This window comes from Acidimicrobiales bacterium, from assembly GCA_033344915.1.
Classification (GTDB): Bacteria; Actinomycetota; Acidimicrobiia; order Acidimicrobiales; family Aldehydirespiratoraceae; genus JAJRXC01.
In genome coordinates this window covers 3,139,378-3,165,711 of the sequence record JAWPML010000001.1, presented here as the reverse complement: position 1 = coordinate 3,165,711, position 26,334 = coordinate 3,139,378, and the positions used below count along the sequence as shown (strand labels likewise).

Annotated in this window: 27 protein-coding genes and 1 tRNA gene; 19 read left to right on the top strand and 9 right to left on the bottom strand. The window is 69.4% G+C overall.

Annotated elements, in window-relative coordinates; genetic code table 11:
- The first annotated feature begins 35 nt into the window (after positions 1–35).
- From R8F63_15140 to R8F63_15115, 6 genes are all read left to right on the top strand, one after another.
- A complete protein-coding gene (locus tag R8F63_15140) occupies positions 36–1,787 on the top strand; it encodes a solute carrier family 26 protein (GenBank protein MDW3219948.1) in 1,752 nt (583 codons plus the stop codon).
- Positions 1,780–2,346, top strand: a complete 567-nt coding sequence (locus R8F63_15135) for a carbonic anhydrase (protein MDW3219947.1) — start codon at positions 1,780–1,782, stop codon at positions 2,344–2,346. The genes R8F63_15140 and R8F63_15135 overlap by 8 nt, the downstream gene beginning before the upstream one ends.
- Positions 2,343–2,921 carry a rhodanese-like domain-containing protein gene (locus R8F63_15130; GenBank protein ID MDW3219946.1) on the top strand — a complete coding sequence of 193 codons (579 nt, stop codon included), beginning with the start codon at positions 2,343–2,345 and terminating at the stop codon, positions 2,919–2,921. The genes R8F63_15135 and R8F63_15130 overlap by 4 nt, the downstream gene beginning before the upstream one ends.
- A gap of 1 nt (position 2,922) precedes the next feature.
- The gene (locus tag R8F63_15125) at positions 2,923–3,225 is read left to right on the top strand and encodes a rhodanese-like domain-containing protein (GenBank protein MDW3219945.1); all 303 of its coding nucleotides are present in this window, start codon (positions 2,923–2,925) and stop codon (positions 3,223–3,225) included.
- Positions 3,222–4,607 carry an MBL fold metallo-hydrolase gene (locus R8F63_15120; protein ID MDW3219944.1) on the top strand — a complete coding sequence of 462 codons (1,386 nt, stop codon included), beginning with the start codon at positions 3,222–3,224 and terminating at the stop codon, positions 4,605–4,607. Before R8F63_15125 ends, R8F63_15120 begins: the two co-directional genes overlap by 4 nt.
- Positions 4,608–4,673: 66 nt before the next feature.
- Positions 4,674–4,756 (top strand) — tRNA-Tyr (locus R8F63_15115).
- 47 nt (positions 4,757–4,803) lie between these two features.
- On the opposite strand, the gene R8F63_15110 is transcribed toward R8F63_15115, so the two are convergent.
- The gene (locus R8F63_15110) at positions 4,804–5,292 is read right to left on the bottom strand and encodes an N-acetyltransferase family protein (protein ID MDW3219943.1); all 489 of its coding nucleotides are present in this window, start codon (positions 5,290–5,292) and stop codon (positions 4,804–4,806) included.
- 131 nt (positions 5,293–5,423) lie between these two features.
- Here R8F63_15110 and R8F63_15105 point away from each other — a divergent pair, with 131 nt between their 5' ends.
- Positions 5,424–5,792, top strand: coding sequence for a DUF2237 domain-containing protein (locus R8F63_15105; GenBank protein MDW3219942.1), 369 nt, complete (start codon positions 5,424–5,426; stop codon positions 5,790–5,792).
- 118 nt (positions 5,793–5,910) lie between these two features.
- A complete protein-coding gene (locus R8F63_15100) occupies positions 5,911–6,645 on the top strand; it encodes a hypothetical protein (GenBank protein ID MDW3219941.1) in 735 nt (244 codons plus the stop codon).
- Between the two features lie 21 nt (positions 6,646–6,666).
- Here the strand turns inward: R8F63_15100 and R8F63_15095 are convergent, their stop codons facing one another.
- Positions 6,667–7,704: a TIGR03617 family F420-dependent LLM class oxidoreductase gene (locus tag R8F63_15095; GenBank protein MDW3219940.1), complete on the bottom strand. Its 1,038-nt coding sequence runs from the start codon at positions 7,702–7,704 to the stop codon at positions 6,667–6,669.
- A 113-nt stretch (positions 7,705–7,817) separates the two neighbouring features.
- Between R8F63_15095 and R8F63_15090 the strand changes: the two genes are divergently transcribed.
- From R8F63_15090 to R8F63_15070, 5 genes are all read left to right on the top strand, one after another.
- On the top strand, positions 7,818–11,117 hold the full coding sequence (locus tag R8F63_15090) for an EAL domain-containing protein (GenBank protein MDW3219939.1): 3,300 nt from the start codon (positions 7,818–7,820) through the stop codon (positions 11,115–11,117).
- A gap of 61 nt (positions 11,118–11,178) precedes the next feature.
- Positions 11,179–11,295, top strand: coding sequence for a mycofactocin precursor MftA (gene mftA / locus R8F63_15085; protein MDW3219938.1), 117 nt, complete (start codon positions 11,179–11,181; stop codon positions 11,293–11,295).
- 4 nt (positions 11,296–11,299) lie between these two features.
- Positions 11,300–11,566 carry a mycofactocin biosynthesis chaperone MftB gene (mftB, locus tag R8F63_15080; protein MDW3219937.1) on the top strand — a complete coding sequence of 89 codons (267 nt, stop codon included), beginning with the start codon at positions 11,300–11,302 and terminating at the stop codon, positions 11,564–11,566.
- Entirely contained in the window at positions 11,563–12,747 is a 1,185-nt protein-coding gene (gene mftC / locus R8F63_15075) for a mycofactocin radical SAM maturase (GenBank protein ID MDW3219936.1), read from the top strand. The genes mftB and mftC overlap by 4 nt, the downstream gene beginning before the upstream one ends.
- Positions 12,744–13,736, top strand: coding sequence for a hypothetical protein (locus R8F63_15070; protein MDW3219935.1), 993 nt, complete (start codon positions 12,744–12,746; stop codon positions 13,734–13,736). The genes mftC and R8F63_15070 overlap by 4 nt, the downstream gene beginning before the upstream one ends.
- A gap of 6 nt (positions 13,737–13,742) precedes the next feature.
- Here the strand turns inward: R8F63_15070 and R8F63_15065 are convergent, their stop codons facing one another.
- The gene (locus tag R8F63_15065) at positions 13,743–14,276 is read right to left on the bottom strand and encodes a hypothetical protein (GenBank protein ID MDW3219934.1); all 534 of its coding nucleotides are present in this window, start codon (positions 14,274–14,276) and stop codon (positions 13,743–13,745) included.
- 64 nt (positions 14,277–14,340) lie between these two features.
- On the opposite strand from R8F63_15065, the gene lon reads away from it, so the two are divergent.
- The gene (lon, locus tag R8F63_15060; protein MDW3219933.1) at positions 14,341–16,668 is read left to right on the top strand and encodes an endopeptidase La; all 2,328 of its coding nucleotides are present in this window, start codon (positions 14,341–14,343) and stop codon (positions 16,666–16,668) included.
- Positions 16,669–16,671: 3 nt separating this feature from the next.
- Here lon and R8F63_15055 read toward each other — a convergent pair whose 3' ends face one another.
- Positions 16,672–17,379, bottom strand: coding sequence for a Bax inhibitor-1 family protein (locus tag R8F63_15055; protein ID MDW3219932.1), 708 nt, complete (start codon positions 17,377–17,379; stop codon positions 16,672–16,674).
- A 58-nt stretch (positions 17,380–17,437) separates the two neighbouring features.
- Here R8F63_15055 and R8F63_15050 point away from each other — a divergent pair, with 58 nt between their 5' ends.
- Complete coding sequence (locus R8F63_15050; GenBank protein ID MDW3219931.1) at positions 17,438–18,166, top strand: VOC family protein; 729 nt, start codon at positions 17,438–17,440, stop codon at positions 18,164–18,166.
- Here R8F63_15050 and R8F63_15045 read toward each other — a convergent pair.
- Positions 18,141–19,337 (bottom strand): CoA transferase, encoded by a 1,197-nt coding sequence (locus R8F63_15045; protein ID MDW3219930.1) that lies wholly within the window; start codon positions 19,335–19,337, stop codon positions 18,141–18,143. The genes R8F63_15050 and R8F63_15045 overlap by 26 nt on opposite strands.
- A gap of 117 nt (positions 19,338–19,454) precedes the next feature.
- Between R8F63_15045 and R8F63_15040 the strand changes: the two genes are divergently transcribed.
- The 3 genes from R8F63_15040 to R8F63_15030 all read left to right on the top strand — a co-directional run bounded on the left by R8F63_15040 (position 19,455) and on the right by R8F63_15030 (position 21,758).
- Entirely contained in the window at positions 19,455–19,634 is a 180-nt protein-coding gene (locus R8F63_15040; protein MDW3219929.1) for an antitoxin, read from the top strand.
- Positions 19,635–19,734: 100 nt separating this feature from the next.
- The gene (gene mftD, locus R8F63_15035; GenBank protein MDW3219928.1) at positions 19,735–20,907 is read left to right on the top strand and encodes a pre-mycofactocin synthase MftD; all 1,173 of its coding nucleotides are present in this window, start codon (positions 19,735–19,737) and stop codon (positions 20,905–20,907) included.
- A gap of 56 nt (positions 20,908–20,963) precedes the next feature.
- A complete protein-coding gene (locus R8F63_15030) occupies positions 20,964–21,758 on the top strand; it encodes a formate dehydrogenase accessory sulfurtransferase FdhD (protein MDW3219927.1) in 795 nt (264 codons plus the stop codon).
- A 1-nt stretch (position 21,759) separates the two neighbouring features.
- Here the strand turns inward: R8F63_15030 and R8F63_15025 are convergent, their stop codons facing one another.
- The 4 genes from R8F63_15025 to R8F63_15010 form a co-directional block, all read right to left on the bottom strand.
- Positions 21,760–22,590: an amino acid ABC transporter permease gene (locus tag R8F63_15025; protein ID MDW3219926.1), complete on the bottom strand. Its 831-nt coding sequence runs from the start codon at positions 22,588–22,590 to the stop codon at positions 21,760–21,762.
- 77 nt (positions 22,591–22,667) lie between these two features.
- On the bottom strand, positions 22,668–23,696 hold the full coding sequence (locus tag R8F63_15020; protein MDW3219925.1) for an ABC transporter substrate-binding protein: 1,029 nt from the start codon (positions 23,694–23,696) through the stop codon (positions 22,668–22,670).
- Positions 23,697–23,792: 96 nt separating this feature from the next.
- Positions 23,793–24,518, bottom strand: a complete 726-nt coding sequence (locus R8F63_15015) for a hypothetical protein (protein ID MDW3219924.1) — start codon at positions 24,516–24,518, stop codon at positions 23,793–23,795.
- Positions 24,519–24,546: 28 nt separating this feature from the next.
- Positions 24,547–25,479, bottom strand: coding sequence for an aminotransferase class IV (locus R8F63_15010; GenBank protein ID MDW3219923.1), 933 nt, complete (start codon positions 25,477–25,479; stop codon positions 24,547–24,549).
- 112 nt (positions 25,480–25,591) lie between these two features.
- On the opposite strand from R8F63_15010, the gene R8F63_15005 reads away from it, so the two are divergent.
- Entirely contained in the window at positions 25,592–26,269 is a 678-nt protein-coding gene (locus R8F63_15005; GenBank protein MDW3219922.1) for a chlorite dismutase family protein, read from the top strand.
- Positions 26,270–26,334 lie beyond the last annotated feature (65 nt).

Below are 26,334 nucleotides of genomic sequence, written 5' to 3'. Positions count from 1 at the left end.
TGACATTATGTCCAAATGTACGTACATTTGGACATATGCAGCCGCGCCGTGTGTTCCCGATACTCGACTGGGGGTCGAGCTACGACCGCAGCGACCTGCGCCCCGACGTCACCGCCGGTCTCACCATCGGCGCCATGCTGGTGCCCCAGGCGATGGCCTACGCCCTCCTCGCCGGCCTGCCGCCCGAGGTCGGTCTCTACGCCGCCACCGTGCCGGTGCTCGTCTACGCGTTCTTCGGGTCCTCCCGCCAGCTCGCGGTCGGCCCGGTCGCGATCGTCTCGCTCCTCACCGCCTCCGCGCTGGCGCCACACGTCGAGGAGGGGACCGCCGGCTATCTCGCCGCCGCGGCGCTGCTCGCGCTGATGGTCGGCGTGGTCCATCTGGTCCTCGGCATCGCGCGACTCGGATTTCTCGTCAACCTGCTGAGCCACTCGGTCCTGGTCGGTTTCACCGCGGCCGCGGCGATCATCATCGGCTTCTCGCAGGCGAAGCACCTGCTCGGAATCTCGGTCGAGCGTCAGGACCACTTCTACGAGACGGTGCGCGAGGTCGGCCGGGGCGTTGGCGACACCAACGGACCCACGCTCGCGCTCGGGCTCGTCGCCCTGGTCGCCCTCTTCGCCATGAAGCGCTTCGTCCCGCAGGTGCCGGCCGCCCTCGCCGTTGTCGTCGGCTCGATCCTCGCCGTGGAGGCGTTCGACCTCGAGTCCCACGACGTCGCGGTCGTGGGCGACATCCCCGATTCGCTGCCCGCCTTCGGGCTGCCCGACGTGGGCGGTTCGCTGATCGGTGACCTCGCCGTGGCGGCGATGGTCATCACGCTCGTCGGCTTCATGGAGTCGATCGCCGTCGCCAAGGTGTACGCCCGACGGCACCGCTACGACGTCGACGCCAACCAGGAGCTGATCGGACTCGGCGCCGCCAACGTGGCCGCCGGCCTCTTCGGCGGCTACCCCGTGACCGGCGGCTTCTCCCGCACGGCCGTGAACGACTCGGCGGGCGCCCGGACCCCGCTCGCCTCGGTCGTCACCGCCGCCATCGTCCTCGCCACCATCGCGTTCTTCACGCCCCTGCTGTCCTCGCTGCCCAACGCCGCCCTCGGCGCGATCATCATCGCCGCAGTGGTCGGGCTCGTCGACGTCGCCGAGATGCGCCACATCGCGCGGGTGAAGCGCAGCGACCTGATCGGCCTGGCCGTGGCATTCGTCGCCACCCTCGTGCTGGGGATCGAGCTGGGCATCGGGGTCGCCGTCGTCGCCTCGATGCTCGTGGTGTTCGCCCGCATGTCGATGCCCCACAGCGCGGTGTTGGGCCATGTCGACGGGACGACGAGCTACCGCAACGTCGAGCGGTTCCCCGAAGTCGCCACCGACCCGGGAATCGACATCGTCCGGGTCGACGCCGCCCTCTCGTTCGCCAACGCCGCCGCCGTGAAGCGACTGCTCGCCGAGCGGGGCGCGGCACTGACCGCCGAGCCCCGTGCCCTCCTGCTCGACGCGTCGGGCATCAACGACATCGACGCCACGGGCGTGGAGATGCTCCATGAACTCCTGCCCGATCTCGACGATCGCGGAGTCACGCTGCACCTCGCCGACGCCAAGGGCCCGGTCCGTGACGTGCTCCGCCGCGCCGGCTTGTGGGACGCGCTCGACGAGCGGATCCACACCTCCACCCACGATGCGGTCGTGGCGATCCGCGCCGCCCGGACGGCGCCGTCCGACCAACGCCGCCACGGCATCGACGAACGCCCGGCGTCCACCAGCGGGTCGGAGGTGCATCGTGTCTGAGCTCTGGTCCGACCTCCTCGCCGCCCACGAGCAAGCCGGCGCGCCGGCCGATGGCCGCGTGCCCGAACATCGACCCTCGGTCGCGGTGCTGGCATGCTCCGACGCCCGGGTGCCGCCGTCGGTCGTCTTCGACCAGCCGGCCGGGAGCCTGTTCGTCGTTCGCGTCGCGGGCAACACCGCCGGACCGCGGGCACTCGCCAGCCTCGACTACGCCGTCGAGCAACTCGGCGTCGAACTGCTGATCGTGCTCGGCCACACGCACTGTGGCGCGGTGGCCGCCGCGTTCGCGGGGGACTGTGACGGCGAGCTCGCCGCGGTCACCGCGCCGATCTGCGCGGTCATCGACCAGCATCCGCACGCCGAGGAGCCGGCGATCGTCCGCCACAACGTCACCGCGACGCTCCGTGCCCTCGCCGCCCACGACGGTCCGACCGGCCGGGCGACCCGCGCCGGTCGGCTCGCTCTCGTCGGCGCGGTCCACGACCTCGCGACCGGCTGTCTCGACGACGTCACCGACCCTTCTCTTCCACCGATCCATCCCTCACTGGAGACAACATGACCATTCCCGCAACCGACACCATCTCGACCGCCGAGCTCCAGCGGCTCCGCGTCGACGACCCGACCACCCGGGTGCTCGATGTGCGCACCGGCGGCGAGTTCGAGACGGTCCACATCCCGGGCTCGTTCAACGTTCCGCTCGACACGCTGGGGGAGCACGTGGCCGATCTCGCCGACGTCGCCCACCCGGTCGTCCTCGTCTGCCAATCGGGGGGCCGAGCCAGCCAGGCCCACGGTGCCCTCCGCGGCGCCGGCAAGGAGCGGCTCCACATCCTCGAAGGCGGTATCGCCGCCTGGCAGGCCGCGGACGGTGAGGTCGCCCAGGGCGACGTCGAGCGGTGGGCAATGGATCGTCAGGTCCGACTCGTCGCCGGCTCGCTCGTGGTCGCCGGGGTGCTGACGAGCATCGCCGTGCCGAAGGCCAAGTGGCTCGCCGCGGGCGTCGGTGGCGGCCTCCTCTACTCGGCCGTTTCCAACACGTGCGCGATGGCCAACATGCTCGGCCGACTGCCCTACAACCGCACGAGCTGTGACATCGAGTCGGTCCTGCGTGACCTGCACGCGGAGGCGGCCTGACATGCATCGCGACCATCCCGTCGTCGACTATCCGACCGTCGTCGACGACAGCACCCAACTCATCGACGTCCGCGAGCCTCACGAACTCGAGGAGACGGGCACCCTCCCCGGCGCTCGCAACATCCCGCTCGGCGACCTCCCGGTTCGCGCCGGCGAGCTGAACCCGGCACAGCGCGTCGTCGTCCTTTGCCGCAGCGGGGCACGCAGCACCGCGGCATGCGAGGCGCTCACCGCCGCGGGATTCGCCGACGTCGTCAATCTCGCGGGCGGCATGCTCGCCTGGAAGGAAGGAACGAACCCATGAAGTTCACCCAGTACTACCTCGACTGCCTGTCGCAGGCGTCCTACCTGATCGGCGACGAGACGAGCGGCCGTGCCGTGGTCGTCGACCCCCGCCGTGACATCGACGAGTACGTCGCCGACGCCGAGGCCGCGGGCCTTCGCATCGAGCTCGTGATCGAGACCCACTTCCACGCCGACTTCCTGTCCGGCCATCTCGAGCTCGCGGCCGCCACCGGCGCCGAGATCGCGTTCTCGTCGGTGGCCGAGACCGAGTTCCCGTCGCGCAAGCTCACCGACGGGGAGCGCATCTCTCTCGGCGAAGTCGAGCTGGAGATCCTCCACACGCCGGGGCACACCCCGGAATCGATCAGCATCGTCGTGCGCGAGCAACCCGGCGAGGAGCCCTATGCGGTCCTCACCGGCGACACGTTGTTCATCGGCGACGTCGGCCGCCCCGATCTGCTGGCGTCGATCGGCTACACCCGTGACGAGCTGGCCGATCAGCTCTACGACAGCCTCCACCAGAAGCTGATGCCGTTGCCCGACACCACCCGCGTGTACCCCGCCCACGGAGCCGGTTCGGCCTGCGGCAAGAACCTGTCGACCGACACCTGGTCGACGATCGGCGACCAGCGGGAGAGCAACTACGCCCTGCTCGCCCCGGACCGCGAGACCTTCGTCGAGCTCGTCACCGAGGGGCAGCCCCCGGCGCCCGACTACTTCGTCTACGACGCCGTGCTCAACCGCAAGAACCGTGAGCTGCTCGACGAGACCGAGCCGCCGACGCCGCTCGACCTCGACGAGTTCGACGCAAAGGTCGCGGCCGGTGCGCTGATCCTCGACGGTCGGGGCCCCGAGGAGTTCGGCCACGGTCATCTGACCGGATCGGTCAATGTCGGGCTCAACGGCCGCTACGCGGAGTTCGCGGGTTCGGTCGTGCCGTCCGACGTCGACATCGTGCTCGTCGTCGACGACGGGTTCGAGCTCGAGGCGAAGAACCGGCTCGCCCGTATCGGTTTCGATCGGGTCGTCGGTCATCTGCGCCATCCCCAAGCGGTGATGGCCGCCCACCCGGACCGTGTCCAGCGCGCCTCGCGGCTGACGGCGGCCGAGTACGACGTACGCGCCGACGAGGTCGCCGGCCTCCAGCTGGTCGACATCCGCAATCCGGGTGAGTTCGCCCTCGGGTCCATCCCCGGCGCAGTCGGGATCCCGGTCGGGGAGCTGCCCAAGCGGCTCGACGAACTCGACCCCGACACGCCCACCGTCGTGTTCTGCGCCGGCGGCTACCGGTCGTCGGTCGGCGCGAGCGTGCTGCGGCGAGCCGGGTTCGCCGATGTCTCCGACATCCTGGGCGGGTACGGCGCGTGGGTCGAGACGCGCGCCGCGTCGCCCACGTCCTGACGGCGACGGTTCCCGACCGAATCGAGGTCGCACCGGCGTCCGCTCCCGGTATTCTCTGAGGGTCCTGGGTCGGTGCCCGAGCGGCCAAAGGGAACGGGCTGTAAACCCGTCGGCTTACGCCTACGAAGGTTCAAATCCTTCTCGGCCCACAAGACAACTCGTGAGAACCCGGTGCTTCGGCACCGGGTTCTTCGCGTCACCGGAGCATGCGCTGCATGACGGTGAGGTCGAGCCACTTGCCGAACTTCCGGCCGACCTCGCGCTGGGTGCCGACGATCTCGAACCCCGCCGCGTGGTGCAGGGCGATGCTCGCCTCGTGGCCGCCGACGATGTTGGCGATGATCGTGTGGAAGCCGCGTTGCGTCGCGACATCGACCAGCTCGACCATCATCGCCCGGCCGACGCCTTCGCCGCGGGCCCACTCGGCAACGTAGACACTGCTTTCGACCGTCGTGCGGTACGCGGCCCGCGGGCGGTACTCGGACAGTGACGCGAAGCCGGCCACCCGACCGTCGATATCCGCCACGACCACGCCGAGGGCGCCGAGCCGTTCGGCGAGCCAGTCCCGCTGCTGCTCGAGCGTGCGGGGTTCGAGATCGAAGGTGTTCGTCGTCTCGGTGACCTCGCGGTTGTAGATGTCCCGGATCGCCGCCGCATCGGCAACCGTCGCCAAGCGAAGCTCCATCACCCCACCCCCACCCCTACCCCCTCGTTCTGGGTGAACAGAGCGCTGGAATCCGCGCCTCCGTTCACCCAGAACGAGGGGGTAGGGGGGTGGGTCATGGTTGGGAATCTACTGCCGTGGTTTGATGGGCCATGGCCAAGAACGTGCTCGGCGGGGAGCTCGCGGACTGTGGGACCGATCCCGTCACGGGGTTCTTCCGTGACGGGTGCTGCAACACGTCGGAGGAGGACGTCGGTTCCCACACGGTCTGCACGACGGTGACCACGCGCTTCCTGGAGTTCTCGAAGGAGGCGGGCAACGACCTGTCGACACCCCGCCCCGAGTGGGGATTCGCCGGCCTGCAACCCGGCGACGGCTGGTGCGTCTGCGCGGCCCGCTGGCTGGAGGCGGCGCTGGCCGGGGCCGCCGCGCCGGTCCGGCTGACCGCCACCCACGAGCGGGCGCTCGAGGTCGTCCCGCTCCAGATGCTGCGGGCCCACGCCGTCGACGCCGAGAACTAGAGCGCCACGGATCGCCGAGCCGGGACCTTCGGCCCTGCCGAGCCCGCCGGGACACCGGCAGAGTCCTCTTTCGTGAGTTCGTGACTCCTTTCACGAGCGCAACGAAAGGCACACCCCCATGCTCAAGAAACCACTCGGCGTCCTCGGCGTTTTCCTCATCGTCGTCGGTGTCGGCTACTTCGTCGGTGCCGGCGTCGCGTACAGCAAGGCGCAGGCCGGCTACGACTCCCTGAGCGCATTCAGCTCGGCCCAGGGCGTCACGCTCACCTACAACGACGACGGTCAGCTGATCGACCGCGGTCAGGTCGAGGGGGGCGAGGCGATCCTCAGCCTGGTCGAGGACGACTGGGCGTTCCCGATCGTCGACGGCGACCTCGACCCGGGCGATCCGCTGGTCAATTCGGCCACGGAGTACATGGTCCAGATGGGCACGATCGTCTACCACACGCTCCATGGTGAGCAGACGGTCGTCCTGGACCAGGCGACGATCGACGCCGGCATCGAGTCCGGCGCGCTGGACCCCGACGGCACCTACAACGGTGTGGTCGAGGCGTATCAGGGCGAGGTGCTCGAGCCCGGCGCCTACACGGTTGCCGTCGACGGCCGCTACTGGACCGATTTCAACCGGACCGACATCCTCGACGGGCCGGCTCGCGAACTGGCGTGGAGCGGCACCGTGCACGCGTTGGTCGGCGAGCTCGGCGTCGGAGCGGTGACCCACAGCGCCCTGCAACTCGCCCTCGGCATCGCCGGACTGCTCGCCGGTCTCGGCGTGGTCTGCACCGTGATGGGTGCCGCCTTCCTGTGGCACACGCGTTCGACGATGGAGGCCGAGGCCCCGTCCACGGCGTGAGTGACCGCCGGACCGCTCGGCTCAGGCGTTCGCGACGTCGCGGGCGACCTGGGCCCAGCGGTCCAGGACATCCGGGTGCTTCCGCAGCTGGCTGGACGCCGTGTAGGTCATGAGCCGAGCCGTCGGCGCGACGTCGCGGTAGCGCTCCACGAGATTGGCCCCGAGCGTCGACCAGCTGCCCGACACGGTGTAGTGGTCGAGCACGTCGTCGGTGATCAGGCCCACCAGGCCGGCGAGATCGCCCTCGCGTTGTTTGGCGTGGAGCTGATCGGACAGGCCGTCGAATCCGTGCGTCTCGAAGACGGGCGAGTAGGTGCGGGTGGAGCCGTAGAAGGCGATCATCTGGCGGGCCGCCTCGCGGGTCTCCGCCAGCTCCTCGTCCGTGTCGCCCACCGGCGTCATGACCGGGATCTCGAACGTCACATCGGCCAGGTCGCGGCCGGCGCGCGCCACGCCCTCCTCGACGTGGGGACGTTGCACGTCGGTGAGGTACTGCGCCGAGTTGAACGGGTGGATGTGGATGCCGTCGCAGATCTCGCCGGCCATCCGGCTCATCCAGGGCAGGACGGCGCTGACGAAGATCGGGGGGTCCGGCGCGTCGATCGGACCGGGTGACCATTGCGCCGGCAGCAGGCTGAACGAGTAGAAGTCGCCGTCGAAGTGCAGCTTCTCCTCACCGCGGAAGGCGCGGAAGATGGCGTGGAGGGACTCGACGTACTCCTTCATGCGGGGGCCGGGAGGCGCGTACTCGGCCGAGTAGCGCCGCTCGATGTGGGCCTTGATCTGCGTCCCGAGGCCGAGGGTGAACCGCCCGCCGGTGTTGTCCGCGAGCTCCCACGCGATCGACGCGGTGATCATCGGGCTGCGGGGGAACGCCACGGCCACGGCCGTGCCGATCCCGAGTCGTTCGGTGGCGAGCCCGGCGGCGGCCGCCGAGAGATACGCCGTGCGACCGCCCTCGGTGAGCCACATGGTCGCGAATCCGGCGTCCTCGACGGCCTTCGCGTGCCGTTGCATGTCCCGCAGGCCCGTCGCGGTCGCCATGATGTCGAGTTCCATGCGTGCTTCCTTGCGTGCGAGGTGCGCCGACGAAGGTAGTTGGCGCCTGTCGGTGAACCTAATGACGGCGCTCAGCAGGCCGATTCTCCTACTGACCCTCCTTCGGAGCACCCGTGACCTCGGCCGACCACGACATTCCATCGCCCGCCCCCGCTCCGGGCCACGGACGCGATGGCCTGGCCGTCGCCGACGCCGTCGGTCGGGCGTTGGCGGGCGCGGGACTCGACGACGCGCTCGAGGGCTACGGCCGCGCCCTTCGGATCCTGGCGGAGGGCTTCGACGCGTATGTCACCGCCATCATGCGATTCGAGGACGACGGGGCCCACGTGTCGGCACTGTGGGGACCCACGGGTCTGGTGCGCGACCCCCAGCTGCGCGTCGGTGAGGACCTGCTCCCGCCCGGCGCTCCGCTGCGATCGAGAGGCGAGTCCATGCTTCTCACCCCCGACGACTTCGACAACGACTTCGGCACGTTGATGCGCCAGATCGGGGATGGCGCGTCGATGCTCGTGACGCCGATCTTCGACGAGGACATCGTGTCCGGTGCGGTGGCCGTGCTGGCACCCGACCTGGATGACCTCGACGACAGCGACCGCATGGCCGTCCAGCTGTGTGGCGAGATCCTGTGGCGCCACATGCGTCATCACGACGCCCGCGAAGAGCTTCGTCAGCGGGCCGACGTGGCCGAGATCCTGGCCCGCGTCGGCGGGCGGCTCCACGAGGGAGGGATCGGCGAAGCGCGCGAGCTGCTGGACGAGGTGCTCGAGACGGTCGGCCGCTACGTCGGGGCGACGGCGATGCGCACGTACGAGTGGGCCGAGGGTCGCCTGCACTTCCTGCTCGAGTGGGCGGAGTCCGGTGAGGCCGATCCCGGCCATCGGGATCTGTCGGCTGCGGCGGTCGAGCACCTCGGTCAGGGCGGCATCTATCGCTTCGACGAGTTCAACACGGTTCCGGACGTCGAAGATCTCGTCGCCGGGTTCAACAGCGGGGTGGTCGTTCCGGGCATCGTCGAGGGTGAGCTCGTCGGCGTGTTCGTCGTCGGCCGGATCGACAATCGGCCGCTCGCCGACACGGCGCTCGAACTCGTGACGAACGCCGTCGCGATGTTGGGACAGTTCCGCATGCGCATGGGTGCGGAACTCGACCTCGTTCGCCGCGGTGTGGTCGAGCAGGCACGGACCGAGATCGCGGAGTCCTTCCTCAACGCGACCGCGGCGACGGTGGACGAGACGGCGCAGGCCGCCCTCGAACGGATCGGCGGCGTGTTCGGGGCGCGCCGGGTTCGTTTCGCCGAGATCGAGCCGGCGGTCGGACAGGTGTCCGTGGTCATGGAGTGGTCCGACGGCACTCGGCCGCAGCTCCCGACCGAGTTCGACCTGCCTGGGGACGTTCAGACGTGGCACGAGCCCTTCGTCCTGCAGCCGGAGGACGTACTCGCCGCCTGGGGGCGGGTCACCACCGCGGCCACGATGATCGTCCCGACCGCGGTCGGTGACGATGTCCGAGCGGTGTTGACCCTCACCGGTGACCGCGTGGGAGCGGAGCTCCCGGCCGACGAGCTGCGGACCCTGACGGATCTCGCCGGGGTGATCCTCCAGGCCCGGGCGCGGGCGGCCGAGGAGCGTCAGCAGGAGTACCGGCAGGTCCTCGACGACCTCCAGCTCCGGCTCGGTGCCCGCTTCCTCGATCGGTCCGTCGTCGACTCCGCCGACGTGATCACGTGGGCCCTCGGCGAGCTGGGGGAGGCGCTCGACACCGATGTCATCTCGTTCGCGGAGTACCTCGGGAGCTCCGACGGCACCGTGCACTCCTGGAGTCGCGACGGCGAGAGCCTGGAGCCCACGGGCCCGGGGCTCGACAAGTCCGTCTTTCAGGCGCACTGTCAGCGCGTTCTCGACTCCGGTCGGCCCACCGAGACCCGGTCGCGCCAGCTGCCCGACGGGATCCGCCTGCCCGCCGAAGCTGTGGCGGGATCCGAGTTCTCCATGCTGGTCGTGCCCTTCCGCTCGCCGGGCATCGCCCTCCTCCTCGGCGTGTGCTCGTTGCGCGACCGCGAATGGACGCCCGTCGAGCGGGCACTGTTGCAACAGGTCATCGGCCAGATTCGTCAGTTCATCGACGTGGTCAGCAGCCGGGCGCAGCTCGAGTACGACGCCACCCATGACGCGTTGACCGGCCTCGCCAACCGCCGCAAGCTCGCCGACGAGTTCACGGGCCAGCTCGCCACCGGCGGCCGCGGCGCACTGCTCATGATCGACGTCGACCGGTTCAAGGTGGTCAACGACTCGCTCGGTCACAGCGCCGGGGACGCCGTGCTGGTGGCGATCGCCGAACGGATCCGGCGCTCCCTTCGCGGCTCGGACGTGGTGGCCCGATTCGGCGGCGACGAGTTCGCCGTGCTCGTGCACGGCGACTCGGACATGGAGCTCGCGGTGACGGCACAACGGCTGATCGAGGTCATCCGCGAGCCCATCATCGTCCACGGCACGACGGTGATCCCGACCTGCAGCGTGGGCATCGCCAGATCATCCGGTGGCGACGACGTGGAGGCCGTGCTGCGCCACGCCGACGCCGCCCTGTACGACGCCAAGACGAAGGGGCGTGACCGCTACGAGTTCTTCGACGAGGCCCATCGAGCCACGCTGCGCGATCGGCTCCACCTCGAGACGGACCTCCGTCGGGGCGTTGCCGCCGGAGAGTTCCTGCCGTGGTTCCAGCCCGAGTACGACCTCATCACGAACGAGATCGTGGGCGTCGAGGCGCTCGTCCGCTGGGACCACCCGACCGAGGGCGTGATCGAGGCCGCGCGGTTCATCGACACCGCCGAGGAGATCGGCCTCGCCCCCGAGTTGAGCCGGCTCGTGCTCGGCCGCAGCTTCGAGACGCTCCAGCGCTGGGTCGCCGACGGCTTCGAGACCCGCATCCGGGTGAATGTGGCGGCCGCCCAACTCCAGTCCGGTGAGCTCGCCGAGCAGATCTCACGGGCGCTCGACGCGCACGAGGTGCCCGCGAGCCTGTTGTGTGTGGAGATCACCGAGCGTTCCCTGATGCTCGACGCCGACAGTGCGATCGACGCTCTCCAGGCCGTGCGCGACCTCGGCGTCGAGGTGGCGGTGGACGACTTCGGCACCGGGTTCAGTTCGCTCGCCCGCCTCAAGCATCTGCCGGTCGACACACTCAAGATCGACCGGTCCTTCGTCAGCGGCATCGTGACCAGTTCGACCGACCGGGAGATCGTGCGCACGATCATCTGGCTGAGCCGGGGCCTCGGCCTCGATGTCGTCGCCGAAGGCGTCGAGGAGACGGCGCAGGCCGAGATGCTCCTCGAGCTCGGTTGCCGTCGGGCCCAGGGTTGGCTGTGGTCGAAGGCGGTTCCGGCCGAGGACGTGCCTCGCCTCGCTCGTGTCTGACCGGCCTACGCTGTAGTTTCAGGCACGTTCATCGATGCCCGCATCGACCCAGGAGGCCGTCATGGAACCCACCGACGTTCAGGATCAGACCGCGGACGACTCGAACGAGGACGAACTCGTCGAGGAAGAGCTGCTCGTCGAGGAGATCTCCATCGACGGAATGTGCGGCGTCTACTAGAGCCGTGACCTTCGACGCCTCGTCGTCGTACCGGTTGCACGAGCGTGTCGCCCTGCGTCCCGAACCCTTCGGTGCGCTGGCCTACCACTACGGCAACCGGCGTCTGAACTTCCTGCGCGCGCCCGAGCTCGTCACCCTCGTGGAGTCGCTCGACCAGCACGCGACGGCGCGGGAGGCCTTCGACGCCGTCGGCATCGACCCCCGGCGCTGGCCCTCCTTCGAGAAGGCGCTCGCGTCGCTCGCCGCATCCGACTTCCTGGTGGCCGCATGACCCTGTCCGACCTGTCCTCGCCCGACATCACCGAGCCTCGTCCGGACAACCTCGTGCTGTCGCCGGTCAAGCAGAGCGGTCTCGGCGACCAGATGAAGCGGGGCCTCGACGCCCCGATCTGTCTCACCTGGGAACTCACGTATGCGTGCAACCTCCAGTGCGTGCATTGCCTCTCGTCGAGCGGCCGCCGTGACCCGCGTGAGCTGACCACCGCGGAGGCCGAGGCCGTCATCGACGAGCTGGAGCGGATGCAGGTCTTCTACATCAACATCGGTGGCGGCGAGCCCACGATCCGGCCGGACTTCTGGCATCTCGTGGAGTACGCGGTCGATCACGGCGTCGGCGTGAAGTTCTCGACCAACGGTTCGCGCATCGACGCCGACGTCGCCCGGAAGCTCGCCGGCATGGACTATGTGGACGTCCAGATCTCGATCGACGGCGCCGATGCCGCCACCAACGACCACGTGCGAGGCGAGGGCTCGTTCGCCACCGCGGTGCAGGCGATGGAGCATCTCCACGATGCCGGGTTCGGCGAGTTCAAGATCTCCGTCGTGATGACCCGCCACAACATCCCCCAGGTCGACGAGTTCAAGGCGATGGCCGACCGCTACGGCGCCCAGCTCCGCCTGACCCGCTTCCGGCCGTCCGGTCGTGGTGCGGACAGCTGGCACGAGCTGCACCCCACGGACCAGCAGCAGCGCGACCTGTACCACTGGCTGCTCGAGCGTCCCGACGTGTTGACCGGCGACTCGTTCTTCCACCTCTCGGCCCTCGGCGAGGCGCTGCCCGGGCTCAACCTCTGCGGTGCCGGCCGGGTGGTGTGCCTGATCGACCCGCTCGGCGACGTCTACGCCTGCCCCTTCGTCCTGCACGACGAGTTCCTCGCCGGCTCCGTCCGTGACGAGGGCGGGTTCCGCAAGGTGTGGCAGGAGAGCGACCTCTTCCTGGAGCTCCGCGAGCCCCAGTCCGCCGGCGCGTGTGCGTCCTGCGGCCACTTCGACGCGTGCCAGGGTGGCTGCATGGCCGCCAAGTTCTTCACCGGCATCCCGCTCGACGGCCCCGACCCCGAGTGTGTGCTCGGGCACGGCGAGCCGCTCGTCGAGGCGGCCGATCAGGCGCTCCGCCCGGTCGGGGCGGACCACTCTCGGCCGACCCCGGTCGCCTTCCTCGGCCGTAAATGACGCGTCGGTTCCTCGCGGTCGCGCTCGCGCTCGGTCTGGTCGCCGCCGCCTGCAGCGACGACACGGCGGACGACGCCGCCCCGACGTCGACCACCACCACGACCGTCGCGGACCCGTCCACGACGACCAGCACGACGACGACGACCACGACGACCACCACGACGACGGTGCCGCCGGTCGTCGTCAACGCCACCCGGGTGTTCGTCGACGACACGCGCGTCACGCCGGCCACCGGCGACCAGCCGGAGTTGCCGGAGCGCACGCTCGACGTCTGGGTCGACGCCCTCGACACGGACGACGTGCGGCCCCTGATCATCTTCAACCACGGTCTCACCGGCCATCCCCGCAGTCATGTCATGCTGCGCGAGCACCTCGCGGCCGCCGGCTTCGTCGTCGCGTCGCCCGCCTTCCCGCTCACGAACCAGGACAGCGGGTTCGCCAACGCCGGCGACATCGCCGGTCAGGTCGGTGATGTCACGTTCGTGATCGACTCGATGCTCGACGACCCGGAGTTCGGACCGCTCATCGACCCGGAGCGCATCGGCGTCATCGGGCACTCGCTCGGCGGGCTCACCACCGCGGGCGCTGCGCTCAGTCCGGACGGCGATCTTCGCGTCGACGCCGCCGTCGTCATGAGCGCCGGGTTCGGCGAGGTCCGCGACGACGTCGCCGTGATGGTGCTGCACGGTGACGAGGACCGGATCGTGCCGATCGCCAGCGGTATCGGGTCGTGGGCGTTCACCCAGGCGAACCGCCGCATGTTCGTCACCCTGGTCGGCGGCAATCACCTTCTCGGGATCCTCGATGACGACACGGACTACGGGCCCATCGTGCGGGGGATCACCGCCGGATTTTTCGCCCACGAGCTGGACCACGATCCGGCCGGTGCGGTCGCCGACGCGCTGACGATCGGCGGCGACCTCGTGACGATCGAGGCGGGCACGCCGGACGGCCCGCTCGACGACTGGGCCGACTACTTCGCCGGCTGACCGGGGTCAGGCCCGCTGGTCGCGCACCTCCTTGACCCGCTCGACGGCTTCACGGAGTTCGGCGATCCAGTCGTCCTCGTGCTCGCCCACGAGCCGGACGCACCAGGCGAGTGCTTCGCTGCGGCTGCGGGCGATCCCGCCGTCGATCAGCGTGTCGAGCACCTGCCGTTCCTCGAGCCGCAGGCGGGTCATCGCCGGCGCGTTGACCGTGGTGAAGCGCACCTCCGTGTCTCCGCACTCCACGCCCCAACTGACGGTGCGGCCGAACTCCGCCTGCGCGGCATCGGCGATCGCCATGCGTTGCTCGCGCGTCGCCTCGCGAAAGGCGACGATCTGCTGGTCGTGCGAGAGCCCGGCGCCCGGGGGGCCGAGATCGCCGGTGACGAGGATCTCGTCGCTGTCGTGGCGGACCCGGGGTGCTGCGGCGAACCAGCCCTCCGGAAGCGCCGCGGCGAACCAGGCGCCGAGCGCGTCGGTGGTGACGGGCGGGGGAGTGGCCGGTTGACTTCGGCGGGACCGGGAACCGCGGGGTGGAGACATGGAATACGTCGTATCCTCAGAGGTTGTAAGCGTGTAATCAACAGTATGAGCGATCGGATTACGAATGTCCACTGATGCCTCCACCACCGCCCCGGGACCGGGTGCGATCCGCACCGTCCCCGTCGTTCCCACGTCCGGCGTGGTGCTGCCGGAGATGGTCGTGACCATCAAGGTCGAGTCGCCCGAGGCGGTGGCCGCGGTGGCGGCTGCGCCCGGACACGACGACCACGTCGTGCTGGTTCCCCGTGACGCCGAGGCCTCCCAGGCGATCGGCACGCTGGCCCACATCGAGCAGCGGGGACAGCTTCCCGGCGGCGGCGACGGCCTCGTGATCCGGGGCGTCGCCCGCGTGCGCGTCGGTCGCGGTTCGCTGGACGACGGCGGCTCCCTCGTCGTCGAGACCACCGTCGTCGACCCCGGGCCGGCGACGGCCGACACGGTCGCGCTCGCCGACCGCTATCGCGCCGCAGCGACCCGACTGCTCCGGGCCATCGGCGGCGCGCCCATGGCGCGCCTGCTCCACGATGTCGAGGACCCGGGCGCGCTCGCCGACACGATCGCCTGGTGGCCGGAGCTGTCCACCGAGCAGCGCATCGAGCTGCTCGAGGCCACCAACACCGATGCCCGACTCCGCCTGGCGATCGACTGGGCGGAGGCCGCTGCGGTCGAGGCCGAGGTGAACGGCGACATCAATCGCTCGGTGAGCGACGAGATCGACTCGTCGCAGCGCGAGGCCGTCCTCCGCCGCCAGCTCGCGGCGATCCAGAACGAGCTGGGCGAGGGCGACGGCGATGCCGTGGGTGCGTACCGCGAACAGCTCGTTGCCCTCATCGACGGGGGTGTGGCCGAGGCGGTCACCGACGCCATCGGCAAGGAGATCGAACGGCTGGAACAGCAGGGTCCGCAGAGCCAGGAGTCGTCCTGGATCCGCACCTGGCTCGACACCATGTTCGAGATCCCGTGGACGAACCGCTCCGAGGACGATCTCGATCTCGCTCGGGCCCGCGGCGTGCTCGACGACGACCACACCGGGCTCGACGACGTCAAGGAACGCATTGTCGAGTTCCTCGCCGTGCGCCGCCTCCGCGAGGAGCGCGAGGTCGACGGCACCCCGGCCCGGGGCGGCACCATCCTCGCCCTCGCCGGACCACCCGGCGTCGGCAAGACGTCACTCGGTCGTTCGGTCGCCCGCACCCTCGGGCGGGAGTTCGTCCGCATGTCGCTCGGCGGAATCCACGACGAGGCCGAGATCCGGGGCCACCGCCGCACCTATGTCGGCGCCCGGCCCGGCCGTATCGTGCGGGCCCTCACCGAGGCCGGGGCGATGAACCCGGTCGTGCTACTCGACGAGATCGACAAGGTCGGCCAGGACTATCGCGGGGACCCGTCGGCTGCGCTGCTCGAGGTGCTCGACCCGGAGCAGAACGACACGTTCCGCGATCACTATCTGGAGGTCGACCTCGACCTGAGCGACGTGGTGTTCATCGCCACGGCCAACGAGATCGAGCGGCTGCCGGCCCCGTTGCTCGACCGCATGGAGGTGATCCCCCTCCGTGGTTACAGCGAGGACGAGAAGATCGAGATCGCCCGCGACCACCTGCTTCCCCGGGTGTTCGAACAGAACGCGGTGCGGCCCGAGGAGGTTGTCGTGGACGACGATCTCGTCCGCACCATCGTGGGCGACTACACCCGTGAGGCCGGCGTGCGCTCGCTCGAGCGCCGGCTCGACCGTCTCGTGCGCCGCGCCGCGACCCGCGTCGCCACCGGCGAGGCCACACCGATCGTGATCGACGAGGCCGAGCTCGAGGACGCGCTCGGACGCCCGGCGTTGCGCGAAGACCCGGCCGAGCGCACGGCTGATCCCGGCGTGGCCACAGGCCTCGCGGTCACCGGCGCCGGGGGCGACGTGTTGTTCGTCGAGACCGCGGTCCTGCCGGGGGAGGGGTTGACCCTCACCGGCCAGCTGGGCGACGTGATGCAGGAGTCGGGTCAGATCGCCCTGAGCTACCTCCGGGCCAACGCCGAGCGGATCGGCATCGACCTTCCCGAGGATCGACGGATCCATGTGCACTTCCCGGCCGGCGCCACGCCGAAGGACGGCCCGTCCGCCGGTGTCACGATGACGGTTGCCCTCGTCAGCCTGCTGACCGGGCGGCGGGTGCGGGGCGACGTGGCGATGACCGGCGAGGTCACGCTGCAGGGCCGCGTCCTGCCGATCGGCGGCGTGAAGGAGAAGGTGCTCGCCGCCCACCGGGCCGGTGTCACCGACGTGATCCTGCCGATCGCCAACGGCCGCGATGTCGACGACATCCCCGAGACCGTGCGCGACGAGGTGACGATCCATCTCGTTTCGACCGTCAGCGAAGCGCTGGCGGTCGCGCTCGCGGCCTGAGGCTCAGTCGCGGCCGACGAACAGGCGCAGCACGTACCAGAACATCGTCATCACGGACGAGAAGAGCCCGAGCGCGGCGGCCACATGGGCCTGGCTCGGGAACTTCCGGATGATGGTCTGGGTCTGCCACAGGATCGCGACGCCCGACAGGGCGATCATCGCGACGGAGAACCACACGCCGAGGTTGAAGCCGAACAGGATCGCCCCGACGATCAGCACGCCCGCGCACACGAAGCCGTACATCGTGATCGGCCGCAGGAACGAGAGATCCTTGCGGGTGACGAAGCCGACCACGGTGAGACCGGCGAACGCGATGGCGGTGATCAGGCCCGCGGCCGCAACCGTGGTGCCGCCGTCGCTGCGGTAGCGGAAGATGTAGTGCAGCATCGGCGCGAACAGGACGGCATAGAGGGCAGCGCTGCCGAAGAGCGCGGCGTACTGCTTCTGCGGGTTGAGCAGGTCCGCCGCGGAGTTGGCGACGATCCACTGGCCGACCATGAACAGACCGAGGATGAGCAACCAGCTCATCCCGCCGCTCGTGGCGAAGTCGAAGATGCCTTCGGCGATGGGGGTGTTCAGGAACAGCGCCTCGATGCCGGCGAACACGACGATCGCGGCCACGAGGTGCTGGTAGACACGCACGACGAAGTCGCCGCGGGTCGTGTCGTCCAGTTCGGCAACGGGTCGGAGGTCGAGTTCGGGGTAGGACATGCCCACCAGGGTACCGAAACCCGGCGATCCCGGTGCTTCGCCTGTCTACGCTGAGGCGGTGGAGCTTCGCTGGATCACCGCCTTCGTCGACCTGGCCGCCGACCGGTTCGATGCCGCAAGCCGGTTCTGGATGGACGCCACCGGGACCACGATGTCGGCCCGGCGAGGACCCGACGGCGAGTTCGCGACGCTCGTCCCCGACACCGGCGATCCGGTGGTGCGGGTGCAGCGGACCGGGGACGACACGTCGGGCATCCACCTCGACCTCCACGTCGACGACGTGCGGGCGGCGGCCGACGAGGCGACGGCGCTCGGCGCGGTCGTCGTCGCCGACCCGGGCCATGTCGTCCTCCGTTCGCCGGCCGGTCTCGGGTTCTGTGTCGTCGCCGACGGAGGCGAACGCCGCGTCCCCGCGCCGGTCGGTTCGCCGCCGAGCCGGCTCGACCAGATCGCGATCGACGTGCCCGCCGCCTCGTTCGCGGCCGAGGTCGGGTTCTGGTCGGCGCTGCTCGGATGGACGCTGCGGCCGTCATCGACGGAGTTCCGGCGCCTCGAGCAACCCGACGGTCTGCCCTACCGGCTCCTGTTCCAGCGGTTGGCCGACGACGCGCCCGAGACCACCGCCCGCGCCCACCTCGACGTGTCGGCCGGTGACGGTCGCGAGGACGTCGCGGCGCTGCACGTCGAGCTCGGGTCGACGCGACTCGCCACGTTCGAACACTGGATCGTGTTGGAGGACCCGGCCGGGCTCCCGTATTGCGTCACGCGTCAGCCGGTGGGGCCTTGATCACCCCCGCCGCGAGGAGCGCCTGCTTCTGATCGGCGGTGATGCCGATACGGTCCAGCACGTCGTCGACGTGCTCGTTGAGCAGGGGCGCGGCGGCCTTGAACTCGACCGGTGTGCCCCCGAAGACGGCGGACATCCGGGGGCTTCGGATGCGCCCGGCCGTCTCGTGGTCCCACTCCACGAACGTGCCCGAGTGCACGATCTGCGGATCCGTGGGCAGGTCCTCCATCTGGTTGACGTGACCGCACGGCACCGAGTGCTCGTGCATGCGGGGCAGGAGGTCACCCACTTTCCACTCGAGGAAGGCGTTGCCGATCAGCCCGCCGAGTTCTTCCTGCTTGCCCTCGCGGTCGGCCGTGGTGCCGTAGGTCTCGATCCATTCCTCGTGGCCCAGCGCCCGAAAGAGCCCCTGGAACTGGGCATCGGTGATCACGAAGTAGACGACATGGCCGTCGGCGCATTGGCTGAGCGTGTAGATCTCGCTGAGCCGCATGCCCCGGGGGATGTCGGGGTCGAGCATGGTGTCGGCCATGCCGCCGTCGGGCCAGAGGAACTGCACGGCGATGTCGAGCATCGACAGCTCGATGTGCTGGCCCCCCTTTCCCTCGCCTCGTGCGTGCAGCGCCGACGTGATGGACAGCGCCGCCATCCACGCCGCCGCCTTGTCGACCACCCCGTTGCGCACGAGGTCGGGGATCGGCACCTGCGGGTTCACCTGGAGGGCGACGTACCCGGCCATCGCCTGGACGATCGGGTCGTAGACGGCGCGATCGGCGTACGGCCCGCTGGCCCCGTAGCCCGACATCGAGCAGTAGATGATGTCGGGGTTGACGGCCGATGCGCCTTCCCACCCGACACCGAGTCGCTCCATCACCCCGGGCCGCATGTTCTGGACGACGACGTCGGCGTCGCGGATGAGGTCGAGCACGAGGTCACGGCCGGCCGGCTGCTGGATGTCGACCTGGATCGACTGCTTGCCGCGGTTGTTGTTGACGACCGAGCTGTTGAGCCCGCCCTTCGCGAACTGGGCCAGTCGGGTCAGATCGCCGAACGCCGGCGGCTCGACCTTGACCACGTCGGCGCCGAGATCGCTCAGCAACATGCACGCCAGTGGACCGGCGATGACCTGCGTCATGTCGACGACCCGGATTCCTTCCAATGGTCCTGGCATCGGCGTTCCCCTCTCGCACGTCGGGTGTTCCCCGGCGTCGGCGACGTTAGCCGTGTAGCCTGCCAGCGCCCTTCCTGACCATCGTCAGGGAGACACCATCGACACAGGAGCCCCACCATGGGAATTCTCGACAAGCTGAAGGGCCTCATCGGCGGCAACGCCGACAAGGTCGAAGACGGCATCGACAAGGCCGCCGAGGTCATCAAGGACAAGGTGCCCGACGAGCACGACGACAAGGTCGACATGGCCGTCGACAAGGCCAAGGACGTCGTGGACGGGCTCGACGAAGAGGAATAGTCCGCCCGAATTCCGGTTCCGGCGCCGCGCTCCTCGGAGCGCGGCGTTCGCCGTTTTGCGCGAGGGGCGCGATCCGGCCGGTCGCCGGTACCGTTCTCGTGTGGCAAATCCCTGGTTCGAAACGGTCGCCGTCGCACAGGAACGGGCCGAGAAGCGACTCCCCACGTCGGTCTACGGCGCGCTGATCGCGGGCGCCGAAGCCGGCGTGTCGATGCGCGACAACGTGGCGGCCTTCGACGAGATCGGCTTCCGTCCCGTCACCGCAGGACAGGCCGCCGAGCGGTCGATGGACGTCACCGTTATGGGGCAGTCCGCGTCGATGCCGGTGATCATCTCTCCCACCGGCGTGCAGGCGGTGCATCCCGACGGCGAGGTCGCCGTTGCCGCAGGCGCCGCGAATCGTGGGATCCCCGCCGGACTCTCGTCGTTCGCGTCGAAGCCGATCGAAGAGGTCGCCGCGGTCAATTCGCAGCTCTTCTTCCAGATCTACTGGGCCGGCGACAAGGACTCCATGCTCGCCCGCATCGAGCGGGCCAAGGCGGCCGGCGCAGTGGGCCTCATCCTCACCCTCGACTGGTCGTTCTCCCACGGTCGCGACTGGGGCAGCCCGGCCATCCCGCAGTCGTTCACCATCAAGGAACTCCTGCCCCACGCGTTCGACGTGGTTCGCAATCCGAGGTGGGCCTGGACCTGGGCGAAGTCGGGCCAGATCCCGCGCCTGACCGTGCCCAACTTCGTCACCGGCGACGAGAAGCCCCCGGTGTTCTTCGAGGCCTACGGCACCTGGATGGGCACGCCGCCGCCCACCTGGGACGACGTCGCCTGGTTGCGCGACCAGTGGGACGGGCCGTTCATGGTCAAGGGCGTGGTGCGGGCCGACGAGGCCCGCCGGGCGGTCGACGCCGGGGCCACGTGCCTGTCCGTCTCGAACCACGGCGGCAACAACGTCGACGGCGCACCCGCGTCGATTCGCATGCTGCCCGAGATCGTGGCGGCCGTCGGCAGCGACGTCGAGGTCGTGCTCGACGGTGGCGTGCGCCGCGGCTCCGACGTCGTGAAGGCCTGCGCGCTCGGCGCCGACGCGGTGCTCATCGGTCGTGCGTATCTCTGGGGACTCGCCGCCAACGGCCAGGCCGGCGTCGAGAACGTGCTCGACATCCTGCGCGGCGGCATCGATGCCACCCTGCGGGGCATCGGCGTCGACTCCATCGCCGACCTCACCCCCGACGATGTGATCGTGCCCGACGGGTTCAGCCCGCCGCCGCTCGGCTGAGCGCCGGTTCCGTCGATGCGGGTCATGGGCGGCACGGTCGTCGTACGCTGACGCGCGTGAGTCCGAGGTCACGCAGTGAGCGGCGCCTGGTGCGCAAGTGGTCGCCGACCGACCCCGACGCGGGCCGATCGCCGGCGATGCTCGCCACCGAGGAGCCGCTCGCGATCGAGCTCGACGGCGTCCGCGTCGCCACGACGATGCGGACCCCGGGCAACGACTTCGAGCTCGCCGTCGGGTTCTGTCACAACGAAGGGCTGCTCGACGGTCATCCGGTGGTCGAGGTGAAGTACTGCGCCAACGGATCGGCGGCGGCGACGGCGTTCAACATCGTCACGGTGTCGACCGGCGGCGTGGCGCCCGAGCCGGTGCCCCGTCTCGCGGCGGTCACGTCCTCCTGCGGGTTCTGCGGCACCGACGACATCGATGAGCTCGCGGCCCGCCTCGCCCCGGTGAGCGGCGATCCGGTGGACTGGCCGGTGCTCGCCGCGGCGCCGGATCTCCTGCGTCCGGCCCAGGATCTCTTCGAGTCGACGGGCGCGGTGCACGCGGCGGGCATCGTGGAGCCGGCCGGTTCGATCTCGCTCGTGCGGGAGGACGTGGGCCGTCACAATGCCGTCGACAAGCTGGTCGGTCGGAGTCTGCTCGATGGCAACGTGCCCTTGACGGGCCGGGCCGTCGTCGTGAGTGGCCGGGCCAGTTTCGAGCTGGTGCACAAGGCGTGGGCGGCCGGGTTCCGGGCCCTCGTGGCCGTGAGTGCGCCGACCGCGCTCGCGGTGGCCACGGCGGAGCGAGCCGGCCTCCAACTCGCCGGCTTCGCCCGCGACGGCTCGTTGACCGTCTACGTCGACTGAGTCACTCGTCCTCGATGCGGCCGGGGATCTCCAGCCGTCGCTCCCACCACTGGAGCAGCAGGCTCAGCGCGAGGGTCATCGTGACGTAGATGACGGCGAGGATGAAGTACGCCTCGCGGGTCCGGAAGCTCGAACCGACATAGATCCGGGCCCGTTGGGTGACCTCGGCGACGGCGATCACCGAGACGAGCGAGGTGTCCTTCATCAGCGCGATGAAGTCGTTGCCGAGCGCCGGGAGCGCATTGCGCAGTGCCTGGGGGAGCACGATGTGGCGCTGGGTGCGGTAGCGACTCAACCCGATGGCGCGGGCCGCTTCGACCTGCCCGGAATCGACCGACTGGATCCCGGCCCGGAACACCTCGGCGATGAAGGCGGCGTAGAAGAGGCAGAGCGCCGCGACACCGCGATAGAGGGGTGGGAAGTCGCGGGTTCGCCGGCCCAGGAAATCGGCGAGTTCCGGGGTGACGACGAAGGCCACGATGAAGATCCACACGATCATCGGGATGCCCCGCATGAACTCGATGTAGATCTGGGCGACGGTGTTGACGAAGCGGTTCTTCGAGAGGCGCGCCATGCCGATGAACAGGCCCAGCGGCATCGCGATCAGGAACGAGATCAGGGTCAGGTACAGCGTGGTCTCGAGCCCGGGCGAGATGTTGTCCCACGCTTCGCGGTAGTTGTCCGAGGTGAGAACCTGGATCACCATCCAGCCGATGATCGCCAGCATGCCGACGAGCCACCACTGGATCGCCTGGCTGGACAGACGGAACCCGGCGAGCGGGACGCGGCTGGCGGTGACGACGACCCCTTCCGGCAGCTTGCTCTCCTTCATGTCCCTCCCCAAAACGCAGAGTGCGCCGGGCGTTTCCGCCCGACGCACTCTGTCAGTTCAGACGAGCGAGCGCTCGATCAGCCCTCGATGTCGTCGTAGGTGACGGAGAAGGCGTCGGTGAAGTACTTCTCGCCGAGTTCCTGCAGGAAGCCGCTCTCACGCATCTGATCGATCGCGTAGTCGACGGCGGGGATCAGGTCGGTGTCCTGCGGGAAGATGAAGCCCAGCGGATCGGCCTGCAGCGCGTCGTCGACGAGCTCGACCTGGTCGGCGTTCTCGCCGACATAGCCCTGGCCGGCGGCGTCATCGATGATGACGACGTCGACGTCCCCGGCGATCAGCGCCTGCACGGCGACACCGAACTGGTCGTACGCCGAGATGCGGTCGGCGCCCACGAGGCTCTCCGCGAGCTCGTAGTTGGTGGTGCCCACCTGGGTGCCCACGAGGGCGTCGCTGTTCACGACGTCGTCAGCGGAGTTGAAGCGGTCGTCGCCGAGCTTCTTGATGAACTTCTGGTCCACCGTCATGTAGGCCTGGGAGTAGGCGACGATCTCGGCCCGCTCCGGGGTGATCGAGATGCCGTCCGCGGCGGTGTCGAGCTCGCCCTGGGCGACCTGGTCGATGACGTCGGGCCAACCGGCCACGACGAACTCGGCCACACAGTTGATCAGGCGGCAGATCTCGCGCCAGGCGTCGTAGTCCCATCCTTCACCTTCGCTGCCACCGACCGGCACGTAGTTGAAGGGGAGATAGGCGTTCTCCACGCCGACGCTCACGGTGCGACCCTCGAGGTCGAAGGCCATCTCGCCACCGTCATCGGCCATGTCGTCGTCGGCGGCCATGTCGTCGCCACCGTCGTCGGCCATGTCGTCGTCGGCGGCCATGTCGTCGCCACCGTCGTCGGCCATGTCGTCGTCGGCCATGTCGTCGCCGGCGTCATCCTCGGCCATGTCGTCGCCGTCATCGCCACCGTCATCACCGGCGTCGTCTCCGGCATCGTCGCCGCTGCCGGTGTTGGTGTCGTCGTCATCGCCGCAAGCGGCAGCCACGAGCGTGAACGCAAGCAGCAGGGCCAGAATCCGCCAGAGGCGGTTCGTGCTCTTCATCATGTCTCTCCTCCAGGAGGCGACGGGAGTGTCCCGCCACGAAGTGATTCGAAAAGCGTAGCTCTCAACCGTGGCCTTTGGTTTTGCGGGGCCACCTCAGGCCCCGACGGCGAACTCCAGCAGGCGCTCGTAGAGAGGCATGGCCTCGGCCACGACGGACGCCAGATGGTCCGGAACCCGGCGGCTTTTCGGTCGGTACGGGGCGAATCCCGTCGACGCGTGGACGTTGTCGTACCAGTACGTCGCCCACACCCCGTCCTCGGGTACGGGCCCGGCCTCCCACGACAGCACGGTCGGATCGAACGCCAGTCCGACATGGTCGCAGACCTGCTCGAGCACGCCGGCCGGATCGCGCAGCAGCACCTGCGAATCGATCACGAAGGGCCGTCTCCCCGCGTCGAGCACGGCATCGAGCAGCTCCACCGACTCGACCAGACCGGTGTCGTAGAGATCGCAGTCGGGGAGCTGGATCGACAACGAGGCGAGCATCTCGCGCGGGTCGCGGCAGAGGAGGATGTTCTCCGTGTGGGCGAGATGGCTGCGGTCGACGCCCTTCAGGTGGTGCGCCATGTTCTTGATGTAGAGCACCGGCGTGGGGCACGGCCCGAGGACGACATCGCGGATCACCTCGTCCGCATCCGTCGACTGGCTCGCCAGCGTGTCCTCGACGCCGGGATGGCCGCGGTCGTCGAGGGTCAGGTAGTGGGCGTAGAAGGGCTCGTCGATCACCGTGGTGTCCGGCCGCTCCCGCCACGAGTACATGAGCGCCGTCGAGATGTTGCGGGGACCCGACCAGCACTGGATGCGTTTCACATCCTGCATGCGCAGACCCCCGGACCGCTCGGATCGCTCACGAGCCACCCTCCACGTCTGTCTCGATGTCCACCGCGATGGCTGCCTCGTAGAGCTCGCGCAGACGGATCGTCATCGGTCCCTGGGCGCCGTCGCCGATGGTGCGGCCGTCGATCGTGTGGACGGGCGTGAGCCCGCCGAACGTGCCGGTCACGAACGCCTCGTCCGCCGCGTAGACGTCCGTCAGCGAGAACGGCGCCTTGTGGACCGGGATCCCGGCCGCCTCGGCGACCTCGCAGATCAGCGCCGAGGTGATGCCGTTCAGGTTGTACTGACCGGTCGCCGTCCAGAGTTCGCCCTTGGCGATGATGAAGAAGTTGGTCGCGTTGCAGGTGGCCACGGCGCCCGTGGGGTCGAGCATCAGCGCCTCGTCGGCCCCGGCCTTCGTCGCCTGGATCAGGGCGATGACCTCGTGGAGCTTCGAGTGGCAGTTGAGCTTCTGGTCGAGGGTGTCGGGCGGCGGTCGCCGCACCGTGGCCGTGAAGAGTGAGATGCCCTTGTCGCGCACGTCGGGATCGGCCGCCTTGTGCTCGGCGATGATCACGATGTTCGGCCCACCGACGTTGTTCGACGGGTGCTGACTCGGGGTCTTCTTGTCGCCGCGGGTGATCATGAGCCGCACGTGGACCGAGTCGTGCATGTCGTTGCGGTCGATCGTCGCCTGGAGGGCGGCAGTCACGCCGTCACGGTCGAGCCCGATGTCGAGATCGATGGCCGCGGCGCTGGCGAACAGCCGATCGAGGTGCCGGTCGAGGTGGGCGAAACGGCCGTGGTGGAGACGGATCCCCTCCCAGATCCCGTCGCCCACGAGGAACCCGCTGTCGAACACCGAGATCTTCGCCTCGTCGCGGGGGAAGAACTCCCCGTTGATGAAGATCTCGACCGTTGCGTTGCGCTCGTCGGCCAACGCCTGATGGGTGCTGCGGCTCATGCGCCGGACGCTAGCCGGGAGGAGGGCGCCGGAAGTTCGGCGCAGCCGAACTTCACGCAACGCGCAGCGTTGCCGGGGTCAGAGCCCCGTCCCACCTTCGTAGACTCGCACCATGCTCGATCCCGTCACCACGTCCGAGGGTGTTGCCGTCGTCCATCTGTTCTGCGAGCGCGGCCCGCAGACCGACGACGCGGCGGTGATCGCCGCCGTCCAGGCCGCCCAGGCCGCCGAGGTGCAGGTCGTGACCGTCGCGGTACTCGGGCACAAGGCGTCGCTGTGCTTCATGGCGTTGCACGCCGATGCCTGGAAGCTGCGTGACCTCCAGAGCGGCCTGGTCGACGCCGGTCTCGTGGTCGTCGACAGCTTCGTGTCGATCACCGAACTCTCCGAGTACGCGAAGGGTCTGCCCGAGGAGATGGCGAACATGCGCCTGTACCCGGAGCTGCCGCCCGAGGGCAAGAACGCCTGGTGCTTCTACCCCATGACGAAGCGGCGCAACGTCGATCAGAACTGGTACGAGCTCGACTACGACGAGCGCAAGGCGCTCATGATGGAGCACGGCACGTCGGGCCGGCAGTTCGCCGGCCGCATCGTCCAGTTGATCACCGCGTCGACGGGCCTCGACGACTGGGAATGGGGCGTCACCCTCTTCGGCGTGCGGGTCGACGACCTCAAGGACACCGTCTACACGATGCGCTACGACACGGCGTCGGCGAAGTACGCCGAGTTCGGCCCGTTCTACACCGGCATGATCGGCCCGGTCGACGAGATCGTCTCCCGCGCCCGCTGAACGCCGCCCCGAGAACCCGATCACGCTCGGTGACGAGATTCCGGCCGGCGCACACATTTGCCGGC

What these genes read in the sequence shown, in the direction of transcription:
- R8F63_15140 (MDW3219948.1), top strand. Translation starts at nt 36, where the DNA reads ATGCAGCCGCGCCGTGTGTTCCCGATACTCGACTGGGGGTCGAGCTAC.
- R8F63_15130 (MDW3219946.1), top strand. Translation starts at nt 2,343, where the DNA reads ATGACCATTCCCGCAACCGACACCATCTCGACCGCCGAGCTCCAGCGG.
- R8F63_15125 (MDW3219945.1), top strand. Translation starts at nt 2,923, where the DNA reads ATGCATCGCGACCATCCCGTCGTCGACTATCCGACCGTCGTCGACGAC.
- R8F63_15120 (MDW3219944.1), top strand. Translation starts at nt 3,222, where the DNA reads ATGAAGTTCACCCAGTACTACCTCGACTGCCTGTCGCAGGCGTCCTAC.
- R8F63_15110 (MDW3219943.1), bottom strand. Translation starts at nt 5,292, where the DNA reads ATGGAGCTTCGCTTGGCGACGGTTGCCGATGCGGCGGCGATCCGGGAC.
- R8F63_15105 (MDW3219942.1), top strand. Translation starts at nt 5,424, where the DNA reads ATGGCCAAGAACGTGCTCGGCGGGGAGCTCGCGGACTGTGGGACCGAT.
- R8F63_15100 (MDW3219941.1), top strand. Translation starts at nt 5,911, where the DNA reads ATGCTCAAGAAACCACTCGGCGTCCTCGGCGTTTTCCTCATCGTCGTC.
- R8F63_15095 (MDW3219940.1), bottom strand. Translation starts at nt 7,704, where the DNA reads ATGGAACTCGACATCATGGCGACCGCGACGGGCCTGCGGGACATGCAA.
- mftA (MDW3219938.1), top strand. Translation starts at nt 11,179, where the DNA reads ATGGAACCCACCGACGTTCAGGATCAGACCGCGGACGACTCGAACGAG.
- mftC (MDW3219936.1), top strand. Translation starts at nt 11,563, where the DNA reads ATGACCCTGTCCGACCTGTCCTCGCCCGACATCACCGAGCCTCGTCCG.
- R8F63_15070 (MDW3219935.1), top strand. Translation starts at nt 12,744, where the DNA reads ATGACGCGTCGGTTCCTCGCGGTCGCGCTCGCGCTCGGTCTGGTCGCC.
- R8F63_15065 (MDW3219934.1), bottom strand. Translation starts at nt 14,276, where the DNA reads ATGTCTCCACCCCGCGGTTCCCGGTCCCGCCGAAGTCAACCGGCCACT.
- lon (MDW3219933.1), top strand. Translation starts at nt 14,341, where the DNA reads ATGTCCACTGATGCCTCCACCACCGCCCCGGGACCGGGTGCGATCCGC.
- R8F63_15055 (MDW3219932.1), bottom strand. Translation starts at nt 17,379, where the DNA reads ATGTCCTACCCCGAACTCGACCTCCGACCCGTTGCCGAACTGGACGAC.
- R8F63_15045 (MDW3219930.1), bottom strand. Translation starts at nt 19,337, where the DNA reads ATGCCAGGACCATTGGAAGGAATCCGGGTCGTCGACATGACGCAGGTC.
- R8F63_15040 (MDW3219929.1), top strand. Translation starts at nt 19,455, where the DNA reads ATGGGAATTCTCGACAAGCTGAAGGGCCTCATCGGCGGCAACGCCGAC.
- R8F63_15025 (MDW3219926.1), bottom strand. Translation starts at nt 22,590, where the DNA reads ATGAAGGAGAGCAAGCTGCCGGAAGGGGTCGTCGTCACCGCCAGCCGC.
- R8F63_15020 (MDW3219925.1), bottom strand. Translation starts at nt 23,696, where the DNA reads ATGAAGAGCACGAACCGCCTCTGGCGGATTCTGGCCCTGCTGCTTGCG.
- R8F63_15015 (MDW3219924.1), bottom strand. Translation starts at nt 24,518, where the DNA reads ATGCAGGATGTGAAACGCATCCAGTGCTGGTCGGGTCCCCGCAACATC.
- R8F63_15010 (MDW3219923.1), bottom strand. Translation starts at nt 25,479, where the DNA reads ATGAGCCGCAGCACCCATCAGGCGTTGGCCGACGAGCGCAACGCAACG.
- R8F63_15005 (MDW3219922.1), top strand. Translation starts at nt 25,592, where the DNA reads ATGCTCGATCCCGTCACCACGTCCGAGGGTGTTGCCGTCGTCCATCTG.